At 35.5% G+C, this 16809-nt stretch carries 21 protein-coding genes; 7 read left to right on the top strand and 14 right to left on the bottom strand.

The window, feature by feature from the left end; translation table 11 throughout:
- Positions 1–47: 47 nt before the first annotated feature.
- Positions 48–365: a hypothetical protein gene (locus ACRXC1_RS10085; RefSeq protein WP_433658481.1), complete on the bottom strand. Its 318-nt coding sequence runs from the start codon at positions 363–365 to the stop codon at positions 48–50.
- 243 nt (positions 366–608) lie between these two features.
- Here ACRXC1_RS10085 and ACRXC1_RS10090 point away from each other — a divergent pair, with 243 nt between their 5' ends.
- Positions 609–1355 (top strand): endonuclease I family protein, encoded by a 747-nt coding sequence (locus ACRXC1_RS10090; protein ID WP_433658483.1) that lies wholly within the window; start codon positions 609–611, stop codon positions 1353–1355.
- 53 nt (positions 1356–1408) lie between these two features.
- Here ACRXC1_RS10090 and ACRXC1_RS10095 read toward each other — a convergent pair whose 3' ends face one another.
- From ACRXC1_RS10095 to ACRXC1_RS10120, 6 genes are all read right to left on the bottom strand, one after another.
- On the bottom strand, positions 1409–2131 hold the full coding sequence (locus ACRXC1_RS10095) for a phosphatase PAP2 family protein (protein WP_392909401.1): 723 nt from the start codon (positions 2129–2131) through the stop codon (positions 1409–1411).
- The gene (locus ACRXC1_RS10100) at positions 2131–2754 is read right to left on the bottom strand and encodes a DUF6151 family protein (RefSeq protein WP_433658486.1); all 624 of its coding nucleotides are present in this window, start codon (positions 2752–2754) and stop codon (positions 2131–2133) included. Before ACRXC1_RS10100 ends, ACRXC1_RS10095 begins: the two co-directional genes overlap by 1 nt.
- A gap of 14 nt (positions 2755–2768) precedes the next feature.
- A complete protein-coding gene (locus tag ACRXC1_RS10105; protein WP_433658488.1) occupies positions 2769–3140 on the bottom strand; it encodes a hypothetical protein in 372 nt (123 codons plus the stop codon).
- A gap of 77 nt (positions 3141–3217) precedes the next feature.
- Positions 3218–3625, bottom strand: a complete 408-nt coding sequence (locus ACRXC1_RS10110) for a GFA family protein (protein ID WP_433658490.1) — start codon at positions 3623–3625, stop codon at positions 3218–3220.
- A gap of 18 nt (positions 3626–3643) precedes the next feature.
- Positions 3644–4015, bottom strand: a complete 372-nt coding sequence (locus ACRXC1_RS10115) for a tRNA-binding protein (protein ID WP_433658492.1) — start codon at positions 4013–4015, stop codon at positions 3644–3646.
- 77 nt (positions 4016–4092) lie between these two features.
- A complete protein-coding gene (locus tag ACRXC1_RS10120; protein ID WP_433658494.1) occupies positions 4093–4545 on the bottom strand; it encodes a GNAT family N-acetyltransferase in 453 nt (150 codons plus the stop codon).
- A gap of 143 nt (positions 4546–4688) precedes the next feature.
- On the opposite strand from ACRXC1_RS10120, the gene ACRXC1_RS10125 reads away from it, so the two are divergent.
- Together ACRXC1_RS10125 and ACRXC1_RS10130 are read left to right on the top strand one after the other, a co-directional pair.
- Entirely contained in the window at positions 4689–5171 is a 483-nt protein-coding gene (locus tag ACRXC1_RS10125; protein ID WP_433658496.1) for a hypothetical protein, read from the top strand.
- Between the two features lie 176 nt (positions 5172–5347).
- Entirely contained in the window at positions 5348–6649 is a 1302-nt protein-coding gene (locus ACRXC1_RS10130) for a hypothetical protein (RefSeq protein WP_433658498.1), read from the top strand.
- 65 nt (positions 6650–6714) lie between these two features.
- Here the strand turns inward: ACRXC1_RS10130 and ACRXC1_RS10135 are convergent, their stop codons facing one another.
- Genes ACRXC1_RS10135 through ACRXC1_RS10150 form a run of 4 tightly spaced genes read right to left on the bottom strand, consistent with a single transcriptional unit; the run spans position 6715 to position 9120 of the window.
- Positions 6715–7212: a cupin domain-containing protein gene (locus ACRXC1_RS10135; RefSeq protein WP_433658500.1), complete on the bottom strand. Its 498-nt coding sequence runs from the start codon at positions 7210–7212 to the stop codon at positions 6715–6717.
- A 9-nt stretch (positions 7213–7221) separates the two neighbouring features.
- On the bottom strand, positions 7222–8241 hold the full coding sequence (locus ACRXC1_RS10140; RefSeq protein WP_433658502.1) for a lipoate--protein ligase: 1020 nt from the start codon (positions 8239–8241) through the stop codon (positions 7222–7224).
- Positions 8242–8252: 11 nt separating this feature from the next.
- Positions 8253–8690 carry a GNAT family N-acetyltransferase gene (locus ACRXC1_RS10145; protein WP_433658504.1) on the bottom strand — a complete coding sequence of 146 codons (438 nt, stop codon included), beginning with the start codon at positions 8688–8690 and terminating at the stop codon, positions 8253–8255.
- Positions 8671–9120 carry a hypothetical protein gene (locus ACRXC1_RS10150; RefSeq protein WP_433658506.1) on the bottom strand — a complete coding sequence of 150 codons (450 nt, stop codon included), beginning with the start codon at positions 9118–9120 and terminating at the stop codon, positions 8671–8673. Before ACRXC1_RS10150 ends, ACRXC1_RS10145 begins: the two co-directional genes overlap by 20 nt.
- A gap of 108 nt (positions 9121–9228) precedes the next feature.
- On the opposite strand from ACRXC1_RS10150, the gene ACRXC1_RS10155 reads away from it, so the two are divergent.
- A complete protein-coding gene (locus ACRXC1_RS10155) occupies positions 9229–9621 on the top strand; it encodes a cupin domain-containing protein (RefSeq protein ID WP_433658508.1) in 393 nt (130 codons plus the stop codon).
- Here the strand turns inward: ACRXC1_RS10155 and ACRXC1_RS10160 are convergent.
- Positions 9618–10112: a GrpB family protein gene (locus tag ACRXC1_RS10160; protein WP_392909375.1), complete on the bottom strand. Its 495-nt coding sequence runs from the start codon at positions 10110–10112 to the stop codon at positions 9618–9620. The genes ACRXC1_RS10155 and ACRXC1_RS10160 overlap by 4 nt on opposite strands.
- A 96-nt stretch (positions 10113–10208) precedes the next feature.
- Between ACRXC1_RS10160 and ACRXC1_RS10165 the strand changes: the two genes are divergently transcribed.
- Positions 10209–12185 carry a DEAD/DEAH box helicase gene (locus ACRXC1_RS10165; protein ID WP_433658510.1) on the top strand — a complete coding sequence of 659 codons (1977 nt, stop codon included), beginning with the start codon at positions 10209–10211 and terminating at the stop codon, positions 12183–12185.
- Positions 12186–12253: 68 nt separating this feature from the next.
- Here the strand turns inward: ACRXC1_RS10165 and ACRXC1_RS10170 are convergent, their stop codons facing one another.
- Positions 12254–13162: a hypothetical protein gene (locus ACRXC1_RS10170; protein WP_433658512.1), complete on the bottom strand. Its 909-nt coding sequence runs from the start codon at positions 13160–13162 to the stop codon at positions 12254–12256.
- A 671-nt stretch (positions 13163–13833) separates the two neighbouring features.
- Here ACRXC1_RS10170 and ACRXC1_RS10175 point away from each other — a divergent pair.
- Positions 13834–14553 (top strand): YoaK family protein, encoded by a 720-nt coding sequence (locus tag ACRXC1_RS10175; protein WP_433658514.1) that lies wholly within the window; start codon positions 13834–13836, stop codon positions 14551–14553.
- A 161-nt stretch (positions 14554–14714) separates the two neighbouring features.
- Here the strand turns inward: ACRXC1_RS10175 and ACRXC1_RS10180 are convergent, their stop codons facing one another.
- The gene (locus ACRXC1_RS10180; RefSeq protein ID WP_433658516.1) at positions 14715–15230 is read right to left on the bottom strand and encodes an ORF6N domain-containing protein; all 516 of its coding nucleotides are present in this window, start codon (positions 15228–15230) and stop codon (positions 14715–14717) included.
- A 726-nt stretch (positions 15231–15956) separates the two neighbouring features.
- On the opposite strand from ACRXC1_RS10180, the gene ACRXC1_RS10185 reads away from it, so the two are divergent.
- Positions 15957–16589 carry a hypothetical protein gene (locus ACRXC1_RS10185; protein ID WP_433658518.1) on the top strand — a complete coding sequence of 211 codons (633 nt, stop codon included), beginning with the start codon at positions 15957–15959 and terminating at the stop codon, positions 16587–16589.
- Positions 16590–16809: the final 220 nt, after the last annotated feature.

Genomic DNA, 16809 nt, shown 5'->3' on the forward strand with positions numbered 1-16809 from the left:
TAACTTAAGATTCTTACGTGCTAACTAGCACAATAATTAACTAATCTTTACTTGTAACAAGTAATATCTGTAACCGCACTAACTCGAGGGTAAGAGCCTTCAATAAGGTCCTCTTTTCCTTGAAGTGAAATTTTGTAAACATTGCCAATAGTTAATTGAATATCAGTTCTGCCAATACGTGCATTTTCTAAATCTCCACACTTTTTAATCGCCGCTTCAAAGATCTTTTCTTTTAATTCAGCTTCCATATTCGAAAAAGAACCAACGTATAAAGTCACATCATTTTGTGGAATTATGACTGCTTCAGCATATACCGCTTTAGAAAAACTCAATACAACAGCAAGACCTAAAATTAACTTTTTCATAATACTCTCCTTAAGCAAATCCAAATCATTTTGGATAAGGAGACTTTAGTTAACTCAATTTAATAAAAAAAATGAATAGATTCGATCACTGGAATAAGAGTTTTTCATGATGCAAAGCAAACTCATCAATATTACGTGAGCAGTTCCATGCATTAGCCACGACTAATTTTAATTATTAGACAATTTAATACTCATAAACTATAACATTTTTACACACACAAAAATGAACACTTGGAGAATTGAATGTTTAAACTTCTAATTGTATCCGCACTTTGCCTTTGCGCATACTCATCGGCCAACCTCGAGAAAGCTAAGGCAATCCTAGCAAGCTCAAATACTTCTGTAGGCGTTCGCTATGACCTTGAAAGACTAACAACTAAGGGACACACAAGAAACTCTTATAAAACTGCAAGAAAGCACCTATTCGGAACTCTTCACCTTGAAAGAGACAACGGTAATGGAGCTTATATTCGCGATGTATACTGTGACGAGGTTTACACAAACTCAACTCCTCGCATTGGAAAGATTGGTAAAGGAAGAATTCCTAACCATGAAGTTGTAAACTGCGAACACACTTGGCCACAATCAAAATTTGATCGTGGTGGCCTATCAAAATACCAAGTTGGTGACCTTCACCACCTATACCCTTCTCAAAATAGAGCAAATAGCACTCGTGGGAATTATAATTTTGGAAAAGTAGACGCTAAAAACTCAAGACTAGACTACTGCCCAGCTTCTAAGTTTGATGGAAATACATACGAGCCTCCAACTTACCACAAAGGAAATGTTGCAAGAGCGATGTTCTACTTTGCCGTTCGCTATGATCGTAAAATCAATTCACAAATGGAAGAAACTCTACGTCAATGGCATGAATTAGATCCAGTTGATGAGGAAGAACGTCTAAGAAATGACAGAATTGAAGACATCCAGGGGAATAGAAACCCATTTATCGATGCCCCTGATCTAGTTTCAAGAATTACAGATTTCTAAAATATTTTAAATATAAAAGAGTTAAAGGGCACTAATCAGGTGCCCTTTTTTTTTCAAAAACTTTGGGAAAAGCTAAGGGTTAGGCCATCTAACTTAGCTGTTGGAAGAATACTTAGCCAGTAAGGCTTATTATATTCAACATGGTTAAAGTATATCCCCCAACCGTAACTTAGCCCAATCGTCATTCCAGCAGTAACATCATGTAGATAATGCCAACTATCATTTAATCGACTAAATGAAATAAAAATTGCGGCCAAATGAGCAGCAGAACCCCAGCCCCAACCATGTTGGGCCGTCACAACTGATGCAAAGGCAAAAGAAGCAGAGGCATGGCCAGAAGGAAATGAGTCCTTTTCATCGGGGTAACCAGGTCTCGATTCATCAACTGCAGTTTTTAAAGCAACAGTGGTACCAACAGTATAGGCCGTTGCTTGTAACATATGCGAGGCACGCTCTTTTCCTAGTTTCCCTCCCCAGAAGTATTGGCCAATAATATAAGCTCCATTTAAAACACCATAACCAATATCACCACCAAACTTTCCAAGTTCTTTTAGATGGTTTTTCTGGGCCGCACGTTTTTGAATCTCATCAACTCCCTTATATTCTTTTAAGAGGCGAAGGCCCAAGGTAATTCCAGTGCCCGTCCAGAAGATATACTTAGCGTCAGTACATATAGGAGCAGTAAGATCGGATAAAAAACTTCCACATTCATTTGCAAAGGATCTTTGAAAACTACACAGAATTAAAATTAAAATTATGACTTGTCTGAACTTCATTATTTACCAAGGTGTGAAATCTTACTTCTGGTATAAGCTCTTTCATCTTTTGAAAGAATTTGTGGCCCAACCTTAGGTAAACCAGAGTCCATATCAAAGAATGAGTTAGGCCTTGTTAATCTTAAGATAGACCCAATAGAAATGAGTTTTAAAAGAATGAAGCCTGCCATTTTAGAAAACTTCTGAAATCCTTTTTTGGGCCAGCTTTTGCGCTCAACTGACGAGTATTTCATCATATTATAAGATTGGATCTCACCTAGTTTGGTCTTATCTCCATCACTAACAAAAGCACAAACAACTCCATGAAATGCAACTTTAGCATCAAGAGTATTTACCATTGGAAAATTGCAACACCCAGCATACCAACGATAGAGCCCCTTAGGAGTTAACCTTAGGCATGATACATGCTCATGACCTTTCGTTATCTTTACGTAGCTTGGTGCTGTTTGAAAAAGCTCTGTGCCTTCATACTGATCGAGTAAGTCTCGACGCCCAAGATACTGTGCATAAGTCTGGCAGTCATCACAGCAGCAAACAACATGATTACTCAGACTTTTATTAATTGTTAACTCGCCTTCAACTGCGCCACATTCACACTTTAAAGAAACGATCTCTTTACTCACCTTACTTATCCTTTTTAATAAATACTCTTACAGGAAACAGAGCAATCTTCAAAATTTTGAATATCAACTTGTTGACTTAAGCGCAGTCCGTTTATGTTGGCCAAAAGGTCGCGCCACTCCGCATGGCCCCCACCAAATAAATCATAAATTTCTTTTGCGACACCTATGATTGCAGAAGAGCTGATTCCACACTCGATACCAACGATGCAAGAGACAGTACAATGCCTATACTTATCAACTTCTAAATTCTGAGACTCTAGAACTCTTTTATAATAAGTTGCTGATTCAACAGCGCAAAGAAGTCCATCCATACTCTTGTTAGAGTTATTTGAAGCGTACGAAAAACTCGTAAAGAAAATTGCCAACAGTACCAACGTACTACGCATACACTATCCCTTTGTTATTAGAACTCTATTATAGGAGTTCAAAAAGCACTCTGGCAAAATTAGAAATAGTTATTTTATTAACTTGGTAGACCTTCAAATTTAGTAATATTTTCAAGCTTATGATCCCAATTTGCACGACTCTTAACAAAGAGGTGTGCATTAGGCTTTATATCAACAGGAGAATCTAAAGAACCAGCAGGGACTACGACCATCTGACCTTCATTATAAACCCCAGCAACGGCAGAACCACAAGTCTTACAAAAACACTTTGTATGACGAGTTTCAGGAAGACGATAAGATTGAACTTCACTCTCTCCACTAATCCATTTAAATGAAACATTACTAGCAAAGAGGTTGGCAGCATGAGCACTACCTGTATCTTTTTGACAATACTTACAATGACAAAGAAAGAAGTTATCAAAACTTCCATCTATTTCAAATTTAACATTACCACATAGACAAGAACCCTTATGAATTTCACTCACAGTTAGTCCCCTTTTAAATTAATGAAGGCGTGCTCCATTAGGTACATCTCTATCAAGATTAAACAAAACAATATCGTTATTTGAATCAGAAAATCCCATCACGAGAACTTCCGACATAAACTTTCCTATTTGCCTTGGAGGAAAATTAACCACGGCCAAGACCTTCTTACCGATTAGATCTTCTTTCTTATAATGAACAGTGATTTGCGCACTAGATTTTTTTACACCGATACCTTCACCAAAATTGATCTTCAATTTATAGCTTGGTTTTCTCGCCTCAGGAAAGTCTTGAACTTCAACGACTTCACCGATTCTCATATCGACTTCAAGAAATTTGCTAAAATCAATATTTTCCTGTGCTGGTGCCGTTGCACTAAAATCGATGTGCATAGTTTCTCCTTTCGTAATTCGATAAAAATATTATATCAAGAAAGGTAATAATATCAAAAAAAAGGAATTAGCTCAGGTTATTCAAAAAGGTTTTTTTCAAGAATTAGTTGTTCAATTTGATTTTCTTTCATACGAGTATCAACTAATTTAAAACCGAACTTTTCATTTAGCTCAATCATTTCTGGATAGCGAGCATCTGTATGAGTACGTACTTTTGAGAACCCCTCACCTTTGGCCCACTCATGCTGTCTTTCCATAAGCTTTGTCGCTAATTTTTGACCTCTGTAAAATGGCACAACACCACCTACCCAGCTATAGAAGTAATCACCACAATCATAGCCAACTTTAAAAGCGATAGGCTGGCTACCATCAAAGTAAAACTGCGCAAGAAACTTAGTACAGTCCTTTGTTTTTGAGTACATTCTGTCGACACTATACGGCGTACTAAAGATCTGAGAATTCGTTTGAGAAACGATTTCAAAGACCTCATCAGAGATTTGTGAATATTCTTTATACTCGTAATGATTCATAAGGACGGAGAATATATCATAAAATTTCAATACTTTACAAATAAATAGCTCTAAATCAATCTAAGTAAATATTATCTACTAGCTTATCATTTCATCAATACTTCGTTATTAAACTCTAAAACAAATTACGCAAGGAGTAATCGATGAAGAGTCTTTTCACGATATTATTTTTAATATCACTATCAACAGCTGTATCAGCACAATCTGACTTTCTAACAAAGCAGGAAGCAGATAAAATTAACGAATACATGGATGATATTTGTATGGATACATATTGTGGTGGTGACATCAATTGGTACACAAAAGGTATGAACTGTAGTGGTGACCAATGTACAATTTCATTTAAGGCCTACACTTGGGAAAATGATGCAGAGACATTTGACGCAGACCTCCTAAAAGCAATAGAAGGAAAAACTAAAAACTTTCCTCGTCTAAGCTCATCACTTAAATTTGAAAACTACCAACTTGAAAGTAAGCAAAGAGCCTCTGTGAATATCTCATGTACAATGTACGGACTTAATAACGAAGAACTTACTGAATACGACAATGACAAACAAGAATACCTTTATATGACGATTCTTGAGTCATGTGTTGACCCTGTTGAAACACTCATTTTAAATTACTAAGAATATATAAGGGCCAAGTAAATTGGCCCTTTTTTGATAACGACAGCTCTTTACTTCATTTAATTAACTTCTATGCTACAGATGTCAATTAATTAGACACCATCCCAGCTCTAAGACGCTGAAATCAAGTAACTTTACTGGCATATACTGGCATATAAACTGCATCATTTAAGTTGATGCTCAAATATACTTTTCTCATATTCATCCTAAATTTTTCTGCTTGGTCAGCAGACCTCTATCTCTTTAATTCAGATGATAGTTTTAATGATAGTTATAGAGAGAATATTTTTTCAGGAGATCTTAAGGCCGGTGAAAATATTCACTTAAAGAATAAAGTCGTAACCTTCAAAGAGATTTTAGGTAGTGGAAATACAACACTCATTCTTAATGTATACGATGAAGGATTACAAAGAAATCTCGCCTTACGCCTACCACATGGAAATGAAGAAAAGCAATATACACTCTATGATGGAAAGAAGTTCATTAACTACTCCTATGAAGGTTATAGCGAGTTAAATGAAACAGACCTTTCAATACCTAAGATTCACGAATATGAGAAAAGCTCATATCTTCTTGTGGACTTAATAAAAAATGATTTTGACTTAAAAGAATACTTTAATCATATTGAAACGATAACAAGCGACCAAAAAGTTCTAGTAGAAAATGCACTAATCGAATTTGCAAAAGAAAGTGCTATCTATCAATCAATAGGTGATTTCCATAACGAACAATTAGTCTACTCAATGAGTAAACGTAAATGGTTTCTACTTGACTGGTCTTCAGGGCATACTCTTGCAAGACAACCTTCTTCACCGGTCCTTTTCACAGATCATTTTTTCACAAATAGTAAACGAGCGATTAGTGACTATGAAAGAGAGCTAATGATTCGATTAAACGAAGCGATATCAGCAGAGAGAACGAAACAGATAGGTCTAGATAATATTGAAATTGAAAAAATCAAAAGTAAACTTAGTGAATTATCAAGTCATGAAGAAGTTTTAAAAGTCTACAGTAGTCTTAAGGGCAGACATATGATGTCATTTTATACCCTATTACAAAAAGACTTTATTACAAACCACCTATCAAAATTTCCTACAGGGAAAATAAAAAAGAAAGAATTAGTAATCCTATTAAATAATCTTGGAAAGTTTTCACCTTTCTACTTTTCACAATTCACTGAAAAAGTAATGGCAAATATCTATGATCTCGAATCATTTATGTTCATCTATAAAAAAATGAATGAAATAGGATTAGACGAAGAACTTGAAGATGATATTTCTTTTATCATTGCTGATAATATGCAAAGAATACTATCCAATACAAAACATAGCGAAGAAGCATTAACGACAATAGAAAAACTAAAATCTGACTATGGACTAATTAGCTATCAAACAAAAGACATCCTCGAAAAGGCTTCAGAATTTCTTATACCTGCAAGAAGCTGTAACCAAGTCCTGTCTGAAATCTTAAATAACTAAAAAGTCTACCCAATGTTCCACTTCATTTAATGGAGACACATCAATACTCACTACTAATAAAGATTTTAAGTAAGCTTTTCAATTACTTCAATATGTTGAGGAAAAAGCTTGGAAAGCTCAGTTCTATCGGCCAATACGAAATCATTAAAATCAAAACCTGGTGCAACTGTACAGCCAACAAAACTATAATCAGAGCCACTATTTGTATGTCCTCCAAACCAGTAACCGGCCGGCACGACATGCTGAAGTTTCTCTCCCTTTAAGATATCTTGTCCCAAAGTAATAATTTCCAAGGCACCGTCCGGAGAGATTTGATAAATAGTCATTGGTCCACCTAAGTAGAAGTGCCAAACTTCATCTGATGCGATCTTATGGAGAGAAGACTTCTTGCCTTGAGGCATTAAGAAATAAATTGCTGTTGAGTAATTGCGATCACCATTAAATGGTTCTGGCAGTGACTTAAAGCTGTCGTGGCTACGGTATGATTCTTTAAAATACCCACCTTCCGGGTGAGCTTCTAATTTATACTTTTCAATTATTTTATTAATTTCAGGACTATGCATAATATAAACCTAACGAATATTCGATATAAGCCACTGAGTAAAATCATTCACCTCACCTTCATGAGATTGTAGATCTTCTTTAACAGAAACAAGAGCTTCTTCTACCGCATTAGCATCATAGGGAATGCCTTTTAAATTTTTAGCAAACGACTCAATTAAAGGCGGATGTAGGCAGTCGCTGAAGATAGTGGCCTCTTCAATTCGCCCTTTATTAGAATTTAAATGGACTTCAACACTTCCCCAGTTAAATCTTTCATCAAATTGATGATTAAACTTTGGAGTCTTACCATAGAGCCAATTCCAATCTTTTAATTCTTCGTAGTATTCATTTAATTTGGGAACAGACTTCAAGAAGTCGTAATTTAGAATTTCAACTTCGGCGTCCGCTTTATAAAAACGACAAAACTCTTCGATGATTGCTTTTGAAAGACTATCGTGATTGATCTCTGTATTAAGCTCGACTAAATTAATCACACGAGCGCGTGCAGATTTAATCCCCTTTGACTCTAATTTCTTCTTATTAGGATTTAAGTAATTTGCAAGCTTGCTTAGATCTGCATTAATAAGGAGCGTTCCGTGATGAAAGCTTCGGTCTCTTTTCACTTTGAAGGCCGAGCCAGAGATCTTTCTTGAGCCTTCCTGAGTACTTACCTCAATATCATTTCTCCCATTAGGATATGCTTCAATTCCAAACTCTTTTAAGGCATTAGTAATGATCTTATTATTTGCATCTTTGTCATATGATTCTTTTGAAGACATGAAAGTAAAGTTTGTATTTCCCAAGTCATGGAAAACGGCCCCGCCACCACTTTGTCGCCTGGCAAGCTTCACCCCATCTTCATCCATCTTGCTTGTGATACATTCTGTCCATGGATTTTGGTGCTTACCAATAACGACAGTTTCATCATTTTGCCAAAGAAAGAGGACGTGTGAATCAGTATCCATATCGTTAAAGATCCAATTCTCTGTGGCGAGATTAAAATATGGATCATACTGCTCAGCAATAAAAACTTTTACTTTCTTACTCATAATCTTCCTACTTATAAAACCGTTCTTTCAAGTCTAAGTCCATGACAATCATCGTAATAGCCCTCAACAACTTCGACTTGTTCAAATCCAAACTTTTTATAAAGAGCGATCGCACTACGATTATCCTCTCTAACAGTCAGCCCCATTGTCATTGAACCTTGCGCACTGATACATTGTTCCAGTAGTTTTGAGCCAAGTCCTCTACTTTGATGATCTTTCTTAACTGCAATATCTACGAGCTCAACATATTCATCTTCTTCAATAGTGCAGTAAAAACCTAAGATATTTTGATCTACTAAGGCCATGAGTTGATAGCCAGGATAGTCCTCAGGAAACTCTACTAATGCGTGAAAAGTTTCTATCTCTGTTGATTCGTCTGCCCCGTAGTTTTCCAACTCGATTTGAAATAGCTGCTCAACTTCTGATAACTTAGGTTTTCTTAATTCCATAATTTTCTCTTTCTTTAGTCTTCCTAATAAGATAGGACATATCTACTTGCTGGGCCATTCCATCTTTCCAAGTTTCTCTATGGAATACATATTTATCACCCATCGTATAAAGCCTAAACCTAAATTCAACATCTTCGTGATTACCTTTTAAATAATAAACATTGCCTTCAACGCTACCTTCTGCAGAAAAATCTCCTTGGGCCATTTTTATTTGGCCATCACTAATCTCTAGATTCATATCCCTAGTTAGATCTTTACCTTCTTTATATCCATGTGCAGTGATAGTAATAACATGCTTACTTTTACCAATCATTGTCTCCGGATAAGACTCCGTCTTAATCGGCTTTCCATCTGACACTTCAAAACTCACATTATCCCATTTCCCTATTAAGAAGTTTATAAGTGAATTGTAAGTATCTTTTGATTCCATATTGAATACTCCTAATAAGGCATAAAAAAATTAATAAAGACAACCGTCCCTATTAAATATACTATCAAACTAAAATAAGAACCCCAAAAGAATTTTATAGAGGTCAGTGTGCCAAAAGCAGAAAAAGTTTCAATTTTAGATAAAATAAATTCCACTATTTTTTTTCCAAATAGAAAACCAGATACTCCACCTGAAGAAATGAACGAAACTTTTTGTACACTGTCTGAATACAGGAATGGTGGTATCTATGCCGGCCAATATGCCGGTAACTCGGAATGGGAGAGACACCCTCACGGCGATGAAATTGTTATGGTCGTTGATGGAATGGCAAACTTAATTCTACTTATAGATGGACACGAAAAAAGAATTAAACTCAATAAGTTAGAGTTTGCAGTTGTTCCCGAAAATACCTGGCACCGATTTGAAGTCCCTGAAGGTGTAAAGATTATGGTGGTAACTCCACAACCAACTGATCATCAAATAGAGAAACCAATTTCTTAAACTATTTCTGGCTCATCATTATTCTTCAATAGGTTTTTAACCCATTTGGATTTTCTACTCCTATACTCATCTTCATTAAGATGAGTAGAAGTTCTCTTTAATTCATTATATTGCTCAATCAAAGCAGGATTCTCAGATAGCAAATTTTTAAACTTTAAAAAGTCTTCAAACTCACTTCCATTTTCAACTAATTGTATCGCTACATCATGATTATATTTATCAGTAACAAGCATACAAAGCTGAGGTGTTCTTAGAGTCCCCTCTTTCTCAACGTAACCTAGCTTCTTGATTTTTACCAAACTTGGTTCAAAGTATTTCTTATTTACCCCAACAAAGACATCGAGATCACCTTTGGAAACAGCTCCAGGAATTGATGAGGCTCCGATATGAATAATTCGAACATGCTCTAAGAGAGCTGATAACTCAGACTCTAATTCTTTAAAGATCTTATTTACTTTATCTTGGTATTCATGCGCTTCATAAAATTTCATTACCAATATCCTTAAATTTAATTTACCACTTGCGTTATATAATGAAAATAAAGAAAACACTTAGATTAGTGTGACGTTTAGCGTATATTGATTACTATGACTAATAATATCCCATTTAAAGACTTTAATTTAAGCCCTGGCCTTCTTGATTCCATTGAAAAATGTGGTTTCACAACAGCAAGCGCCATTCAAGAACTAACAATTGATCCAATCTTAGAAGGTAAAGACATACTTGCTCTTGCTGAAACAGGATCTGGAAAGACTGCGTCATTTGCAATCCCAATCATCGAACATATCATCCATGACGACCTTGTTGAAGTTGATGATGTTCACTACGTTGTCCTATCTCCTACAAGAGAACTAGCACAACAAACTGAGAAAGTATTCAAACAGCTTGGTAGTGAGTCTGGTATTAATACGGTCTGCGTTATCGGTGGTGAAAGCCTCGAAAAGCAAAAAGAACAAATAAGTAAAGGTGCACATATCATTGTTGCAACTCCTGGCCGCTTAGTAGATCTATTGAAGCAAAAGGCCGTCCTTATTGATCGCACTTACGGAATCGTATTTGATGAAGCTGACCGATTGTTTGACATGGGCTTTAAAAGAGATATCGAATACACTCTTGGACAAATGCCAGATGATAGACAATTAATCATGGTTTCAGCTACGACTAATATGGAAGTTTTAAACACGGCCTATAAGTTCAACTCAACTCCAATCGAACTCAAGTTGAATGAAGATAACATGGTTGTTGATCATATCGATCATAAGTTAGCGATGATTAATGCTAATGAAAAAATGGGCCTTCTTGTAAGTACCATCCGAAATCATGAAGATGCATACGCTCTTGTATTCTGTAATACAAAATTTCAAACACATTTAGTTGCTGAATGGCTAATCGCAATGAATTTCAAAGCAAAAGCAATCTCAGGTGGCCTCTCTCAGAGTAAGAGAACCAAATTAATTAAAGATTTTAGATCTAAAGAAACAACAATCCTTGTCTGTACAGATGTTGCGGCACGAGGACTTGACATTAAAGATGTTAATCTTGTTATCAACTATGATCTTCCACAAGATGCTGCTAACTATGTTCACCGAATTGGTCGAACAGGCCGTGCAGGCTCTGAAGGTGAAGCAATAAGTTTTTGTTCATTTGATGACTGTGAATACCTAGACCCTATTCAAGACTTTATTGGTGACAAAATCCCAAAGTTAGAAGTGGGCCCAGAAGATATTTCTAAACAGCTAGCAAAGAAGCCATTCATTGACCGCAAAACTTTCAAAGTTGTGGATAGAGAAACTGGTAAGCCTCTAACACAAGAGCAAAAAGATCAGCGCAAGAAACCTCAGCGTAAGAAAACTCAAAAGAGATCTCAGGAAAGAACAAAGAAAGCGCCTGTAAATGAACAAGCGACAACAAGACCTGTTAAGAAAATAGAGAAGAAGCCAATTGCACCAACGTTTACGATTCAAGCAGACTCTCAAGAAAGTGCGAAGAAAGCTGCTCTTGCATTCTTTAAGATAAAGTATGAATCTCAACTTAGCCTGGATGAAACGACACAGGGGCGCAAGAAATTCTTCCTATTTGGAAAGAGACTAACTAAGTTCACTTATAGCCTTAGACCAACGTATAAGAAGATCGTGATGCCATTTCTAATTAAGCTTATTAAAAAGGCAAAGTTGAAGCTATTCGCCAAGTTCTCATTTAATGGAAAGGATATTAAAATCTTCTTTTCTGGAGCAGACGAGAAAATGTTAACAAGAGATAATAATGAACTACTCCAAGCTCTTGAACATCTTACAAGGCTACACCTTTACAACAGTGTTGAAGTTCCTCGAGAAGTTAGACTAAATTTCAAGTGTAAGGGTATTAAGAATCAAGAAGACAGTCTTATAAAGATGGTTGAGCGTGAAACGGCCAAAGTTCTAGACTCTCGCGAGCCTGTTACGCTTAAAGCTTTAAACGCTTCTGATCGCAGGCTTGTTCATCAACACCTTGATAAGCATAAAGAAGTTAAAACAGTCTCGATCGGTGAAGGCCGAATGAAGAAGATTCAAATAACACTAGCGTAACTTTCAAAACTACCGATCCGGGTGCTTTTTCGATAACCTTTTATGAAGAAAAGCACCCAGAACGTAAATTATAAAATCTCAACAGTACATGAATTATTTTTACCGAAAAAGTTTTCTCCCTTTTCACAAGAAATTTTTCTAACACCAATTAACTCTGAGAAAACATCTCTCATAGTCATTGAATAAGACTCTTTATAAGATTTAAATATAAGGTTCTTGTCTTGAATACGGCCTGTAAAATCTCCTGAAACATCATGATATGGGCGGCCGTACACTAGCTTTCGATCCCCTTCAATAACATAACGAGACAAAGAGTTCTCTTTGAACTTAGCTAATTCCTCTTGTGTAAGAAGAGGGTGTTTAGCTTTGCCTAAGTTTGGATATGTAATAAAATTTTGCTCTTTAATTTCAGAAATAATATCATTAACAACATTTTCATCGGAACATGTGAATAAGCCTGTCGACTCCTCTTTACCAGAATTGATACATTTATATGCAGTCTTAATAAGCCTTAATTGATTTTGAGTTTTTCTTTTTTCAACTTTTTCGATCAAGTTTTGAGCATCGTTAATAACAGTCTTAACTAAATCCTCCGCCGTAACTTCATCTTCTCCTGGTCTTTTTTCGCTATTGAACTTTTCTGCATCCCATTCAGCTTTCGCCCATAAAATATTGCGATCTAAAGTATGAAAGCCAAAAACTGAATAAGGAACCATCCCAAGAGCTTCGTCTTCATCAATTTCCTTTAATAAGAACCTAGTCTGAACTTCATTGTTTAGGTCACGAAAGTTTACACCTTCGACCTCAACTCCGTTATACATTGAAAGGTTAATTGTTGAGTAATTTATATTAAGAGTATTTTTTTTAATCTTTACGTCTACAACTTGATCCTTATCCAAAATAACTCGAATAACATCACTTGCATAAGTTGAGTTGAAAGTGCTCGCAATAGTTAAACCTAATAATAGTTTTTTCATTAAATTCTCCTCTCATCTCATCTCATCAATGTAGACAGCTCTAGTATTTGCTATTGTATTTCTTATTAAATATTTAGAATGATGTTGCAAATGAGATGCCAACAAGAATAACTCACACGGTATTGTGAAATCGACAGGTTGGCCAGTTACGATCGATCAATTCGGTTATAAAACCAACAACTGTCTAATTAATGACTTTAGATAAGAGAAAGGCCTAGGGCGACTTTTGAGATGCCAATTTAGAACCTCATAGCTTTGAATTCTTCGATAGAGACTTTAAACAGATGATTAGTTCCTTTCTCAATTAAGTCGATCTTTTTACTATTTTCCTGCTCCATAAGTAGAAAGCTTCTTAACTTCGTAAAAATCCTCATGATTGCAATATTAACCTGAACTGCTTACTTACTCTTTAAAACACTTAGAAGCATCGCAAGTAAAAACAAGAGATTACCTCTGTTTTCCTTCTCTAGCGAAACTTAAGAATTTATAAAAGTTGAATGGTAAAAGAAGACGAGGTTTTCTAATTTGAAATTAAGGCAAAAATGCTACTTCAAAGAAGTCGCTTTTTTATGGTGCCTCGAAACTAAGTTATTTTATCCATGATGTACTGGCTGATATCTTAAATCCTTGATAAAATTAAAATAAAAGAAGTTACTAAAGGCAACCCCAATATGTCTGATACCATCCTTCATCGAAAAAACCGTTTTACCTGGAGTCTCCTGGCCTTTCAAGGTGGCTTTGTAAATATGGGAGGCTTACTATCAATACATATCTTCGTTTCTCATGTAACAGGGTTCTCCGCAAGACTCTCTAAAGACTTCGTTGATCAAAACTACTTAAGCTCACTATACTTTCTCTTTGTCCCTATTTTCTTTTTGGCCGGTTCATTCCTAAGCTCCGTGTTAACTCAAGTTAGAAATAATCGCCAGGGACAAGAAACAAAGAAGTCCCCTGTTTATATTCAAGTGCTCGTCTTTCTCTCAATGATATTTCTCTCCATCGCACTCCTTGGAGACAATAATCACTTTGGAGAATTTGGGGCCCCATTTGAAGAAGTCGAAGGCTTTGTACTCCTATGCATTCTCTCTTTTGCTTGTGGTACGCAAAATGCAATTTTCACTCATTATTCGAAGTCAATTATCCGCACAACTCACCTAACAGGTTTAACAACAGACCTTGGTATTGGACTCGCAAAATACTTTATTTCAAAAGATCGCCGTGAAGGAAAAATAAATGCCATTAGAATGAATTTAATATTCTCATTTATAATAGGTAGCATCGTCGGCGCCTATGTTTTTCCCAAACTACATTTCATTGGCTTTATCATCCCCTCAATGATTAGTCTGGCCGTCGGCTTGAGACTCTACAGCACAAGAAGAAATTTAATATAATAATTAGAGACTGTTTTAAGATACTCAATTCATTTAGATAAAAAAAAAGCTACTTCAAAGAAGTAGCTTTTTTATGGTGCCCCAACATATACAAGTATCGAACTGAAATACTTAAAATAATGTATAACAACAAGGAATTTCATCTGCTCACACGGGAAGAGTCACTTTTTAGGCTTTAATCCAATCTTCCTTCTATTACTGTCATAAGTGGGTATTTTCTCTTCCAAGTTGTCCAACCTTTCAAAGACAACTTTAAATACTTTCGTTACATCCTCTTCTAACCTACCTACTTTCTGATCCAACTTACTCTCAAAAACATAGAAACTTCTAAGCTTAATGAAAACCCTCATTATTGCAATATTAATATCAATTGCAATATCTGACTTGAGTACACTAGATAGCATTGCAATACCACTCTCAGTAAAAACAAGGGGTTGATAGCGTCGTCCACCTTTTCCTTCTTTTGAGGTCACAATTTGTGACCTCAAAGCTTCATGCTCGCCACTTGTTAATTGAAACATAAAATCATCAGGAAACCTTTTAATGTTTCTTTTTACTGATTGATTAAGAACCTTTGTCTCCACTCCATAAAGTTTAGCTAAGTCACTATCCAGCATCACTTTCTGTCCTCTGATCACATAAATCATATTTTGAATTTGATCTAATTGAATATCCATTTTTCCTCCGTTTAACTTAACAGAGTTTGATAAGAAAATTTTGATACTTATGAAATATAAAGATAAAAGTAGAGTCGAATTACTTCATTTGTGAAATAAGTTTTGATATAAAAGCCCAGTGGATTAAGCTGGGCTTTTTCGAACAATTCTAAAAGAGGTGCTCTAATTCTAAATAACGCCTTAAATGTTTATCGAAAGAAGATCTTTGGCGACGAGAGGAGTAATTGCTCCATGTGCTTTTTCGTTGACCTTGCGTAAAGGAAAAGCAACTGGAGCGCATATTAAAGAAGTAGCTTTTCTGTGGTGCCCCGACATCGATAATTATCAAACTGTCTTACTTGAAATAATCATTTAAACATCTGACTTTACTACTATAATATATAAATGAAGAAAATACTCATATTCTTACTACTGACTTCCTGCGCGAGCTCGAATCGAAAACTACCTGTTGATATAAATAATAATATTGAGATTGCTGAGGATCTTATAGAATAGGGTGCTGCTAAGTTCCAGAGTTAAAAGACTATAAACCACTCGTTCTAATCAACCACCATAACACTCAATATCTTCTCAACTCTGATACTTATCCTAATAATGGGTATTATTATTTTAATGATACTATTAGGCATCCTCTTGGAATAGAAATTAAGAAAAAGCCTTATCATACTGCTTATTTAAGTAAGATACATAAAGGGCTCGATAATTCAATTTTTATGATCGATTCACATGAAACTATGTCTGAAAAAAGGCCTTAACTGGAATGATTATGACTGGATAACTATCTACATACATGAAGTATTTCATTTATTTCAAAATAATAAACTTGGACAGCAGTTAATCTCATCTCCATATAAGATGAATACTGATGCACTTATAAGTTTGAAAAAAAATAAAAGCTACATTGACTCGATAAACCAAGAAGTTCAGTTAATCAGAAATGCTGTATTAAAGTTAGACTTACAAAAAGCTAATAACAAGATAAATACCTGTAGAGATCTTATAAAATATCGAGAAAGTAGATTTAAAAATTTCAAGATCGATAATGATACAAAAGCTTCTGAGCTATTTTATGAAGCGTTAGAAGGTACAGCTCGATATTTTGAAAAACATATTGACCTACAAGCAATGAAAAACCCTAAGCTTAACAGGCTTATGAATGTGGAACTTTTAAACTATTACGCCAAATACGGTAGGAAGACTTTTGAATATATGATTACTCCGTTAGATCAGAATAGTAATTATTACTACGATACAGGATTTTTCCTTTCCATCTTACTCGATAAAATAAGCCCTGATTGGAAGCAGGATGCGTTTAAAACAACTTTATGGGATCAGTTTAAGCATGCCTGTAAGAAATAGGGCTGGCTCTTCACACTTGAAGGTGGAAAAAAGGCAAAAAAAAAGCTACTTCAAAGAAGTAGCTTTTTTATGGTGCCCCGACGTGGGCGATTATCGAACTGCATTGCTTGGATCACGAACCTAACCAACCGTATTCACATTAGTAAGTGAAAATCTGCGTGTTTAAGTACATTTGGCGGATTTTCTATGGTCTTTCTAAGTTGAATAAGTTTATTTTATA

It is taken from the genome of Halobacteriovorax sp. GFR8 (genome assembly GCF_050955245.1).
Classification (GTDB): domain Bacteria; phylum Bdellovibrionota; class Bacteriovoracia; order Bacteriovoracales; family Bacteriovoracaceae; genus Halobacteriovorax_A.

Coding starts and splice junctions, on each gene's coding strand:
- ACRXC1_RS10085 (WP_433658481.1), bottom strand. CDS start 365: ATGAAAAAGTTAATTTTAGGTCTTGCTGTTGTATTGAGTTTTTCTAAA.
- ACRXC1_RS10090 (WP_433658483.1), top strand. CDS start 609: ATGTTTAAACTTCTAATTGTATCCGCACTTTGCCTTTGCGCATACTCA.
- ACRXC1_RS10095 (WP_392909401.1), bottom strand. CDS start 2,131: ATGAAGTTCAGACAAGTCATAATTTTAATTTTAATTCTGTGTAGTTTT.
- ACRXC1_RS10105 (WP_433658488.1), bottom strand. CDS start 3,140: ATGCGTAGTACGTTGGTACTGTTGGCAATTTTCTTTACGAGTTTTTCG.
- ACRXC1_RS10115 (WP_433658492.1), bottom strand. CDS start 4,015: ATGCACATCGATTTTAGTGCAACGGCACCAGCACAGGAAAATATTGAT.
- ACRXC1_RS10120 (WP_433658494.1), bottom strand. CDS start 4,545: ATGAATCATTACGAGTATAAAGAATATTCACAAATCTCTGATGAGGTC.
- ACRXC1_RS10125 (WP_433658496.1), top strand. CDS start 4,689: ATGAAGAGTCTTTTCACGATATTATTTTTAATATCACTATCAACAGCT.
- ACRXC1_RS10130 (WP_433658498.1), top strand. CDS start 5,348: ATGCTCAAATATACTTTTCTCATATTCATCCTAAATTTTTCTGCTTGG.
- ACRXC1_RS10135 (WP_433658500.1), bottom strand. CDS start 7,212: ATGCATAGTCCTGAAATTAATAAAATAATTGAAAAGTATAAATTAGAA.
- ACRXC1_RS10140 (WP_433658502.1), bottom strand. CDS start 8,241: ATGAGTAAGAAAGTAAAAGTTTTTATTGCTGAGCAGTATGATCCATAT.
- ACRXC1_RS10145 (WP_433658504.1), bottom strand. CDS start 8,690: ATGGAATTAAGAAAACCTAAGTTATCAGAAGTTGAGCAGCTATTTCAA.
- ACRXC1_RS10150 (WP_433658506.1), bottom strand. CDS start 9,120: ATGGAATCAAAAGATACTTACAATTCACTTATAAACTTCTTAATAGGG.
- ACRXC1_RS10160 (WP_392909375.1), bottom strand. CDS start 10,112: ATGAAATTTTATGAAGCGCATGAATACCAAGATAAAGTAAATAAGATC.
- ACRXC1_RS10165 (WP_433658510.1), top strand. CDS start 10,209: ATGACTAATAATATCCCATTTAAAGACTTTAATTTAAGCCCTGGCCTT.
- ACRXC1_RS10170 (WP_433658512.1), bottom strand. CDS start 13,162: ATGAAAAAACTATTATTAGGTTTAACTATTGCGAGCACTTTCAACTCA.
- ACRXC1_RS10175 (WP_433658514.1), top strand. CDS start 13,834: ATGTCTGATACCATCCTTCATCGAAAAAACCGTTTTACCTGGAGTCTC.
- ACRXC1_RS10180 (WP_433658516.1), bottom strand. CDS start 15,230: ATGGATATTCAATTAGATCAAATTCAAAATATGATTTATGTGATCAGA.
- ACRXC1_RS10185 (WP_433658518.1), top strand. CDS start 15,957: ATGAAACTATGTCTGAAAAAAGGCCTTAACTGGAATGATTATGACTGG.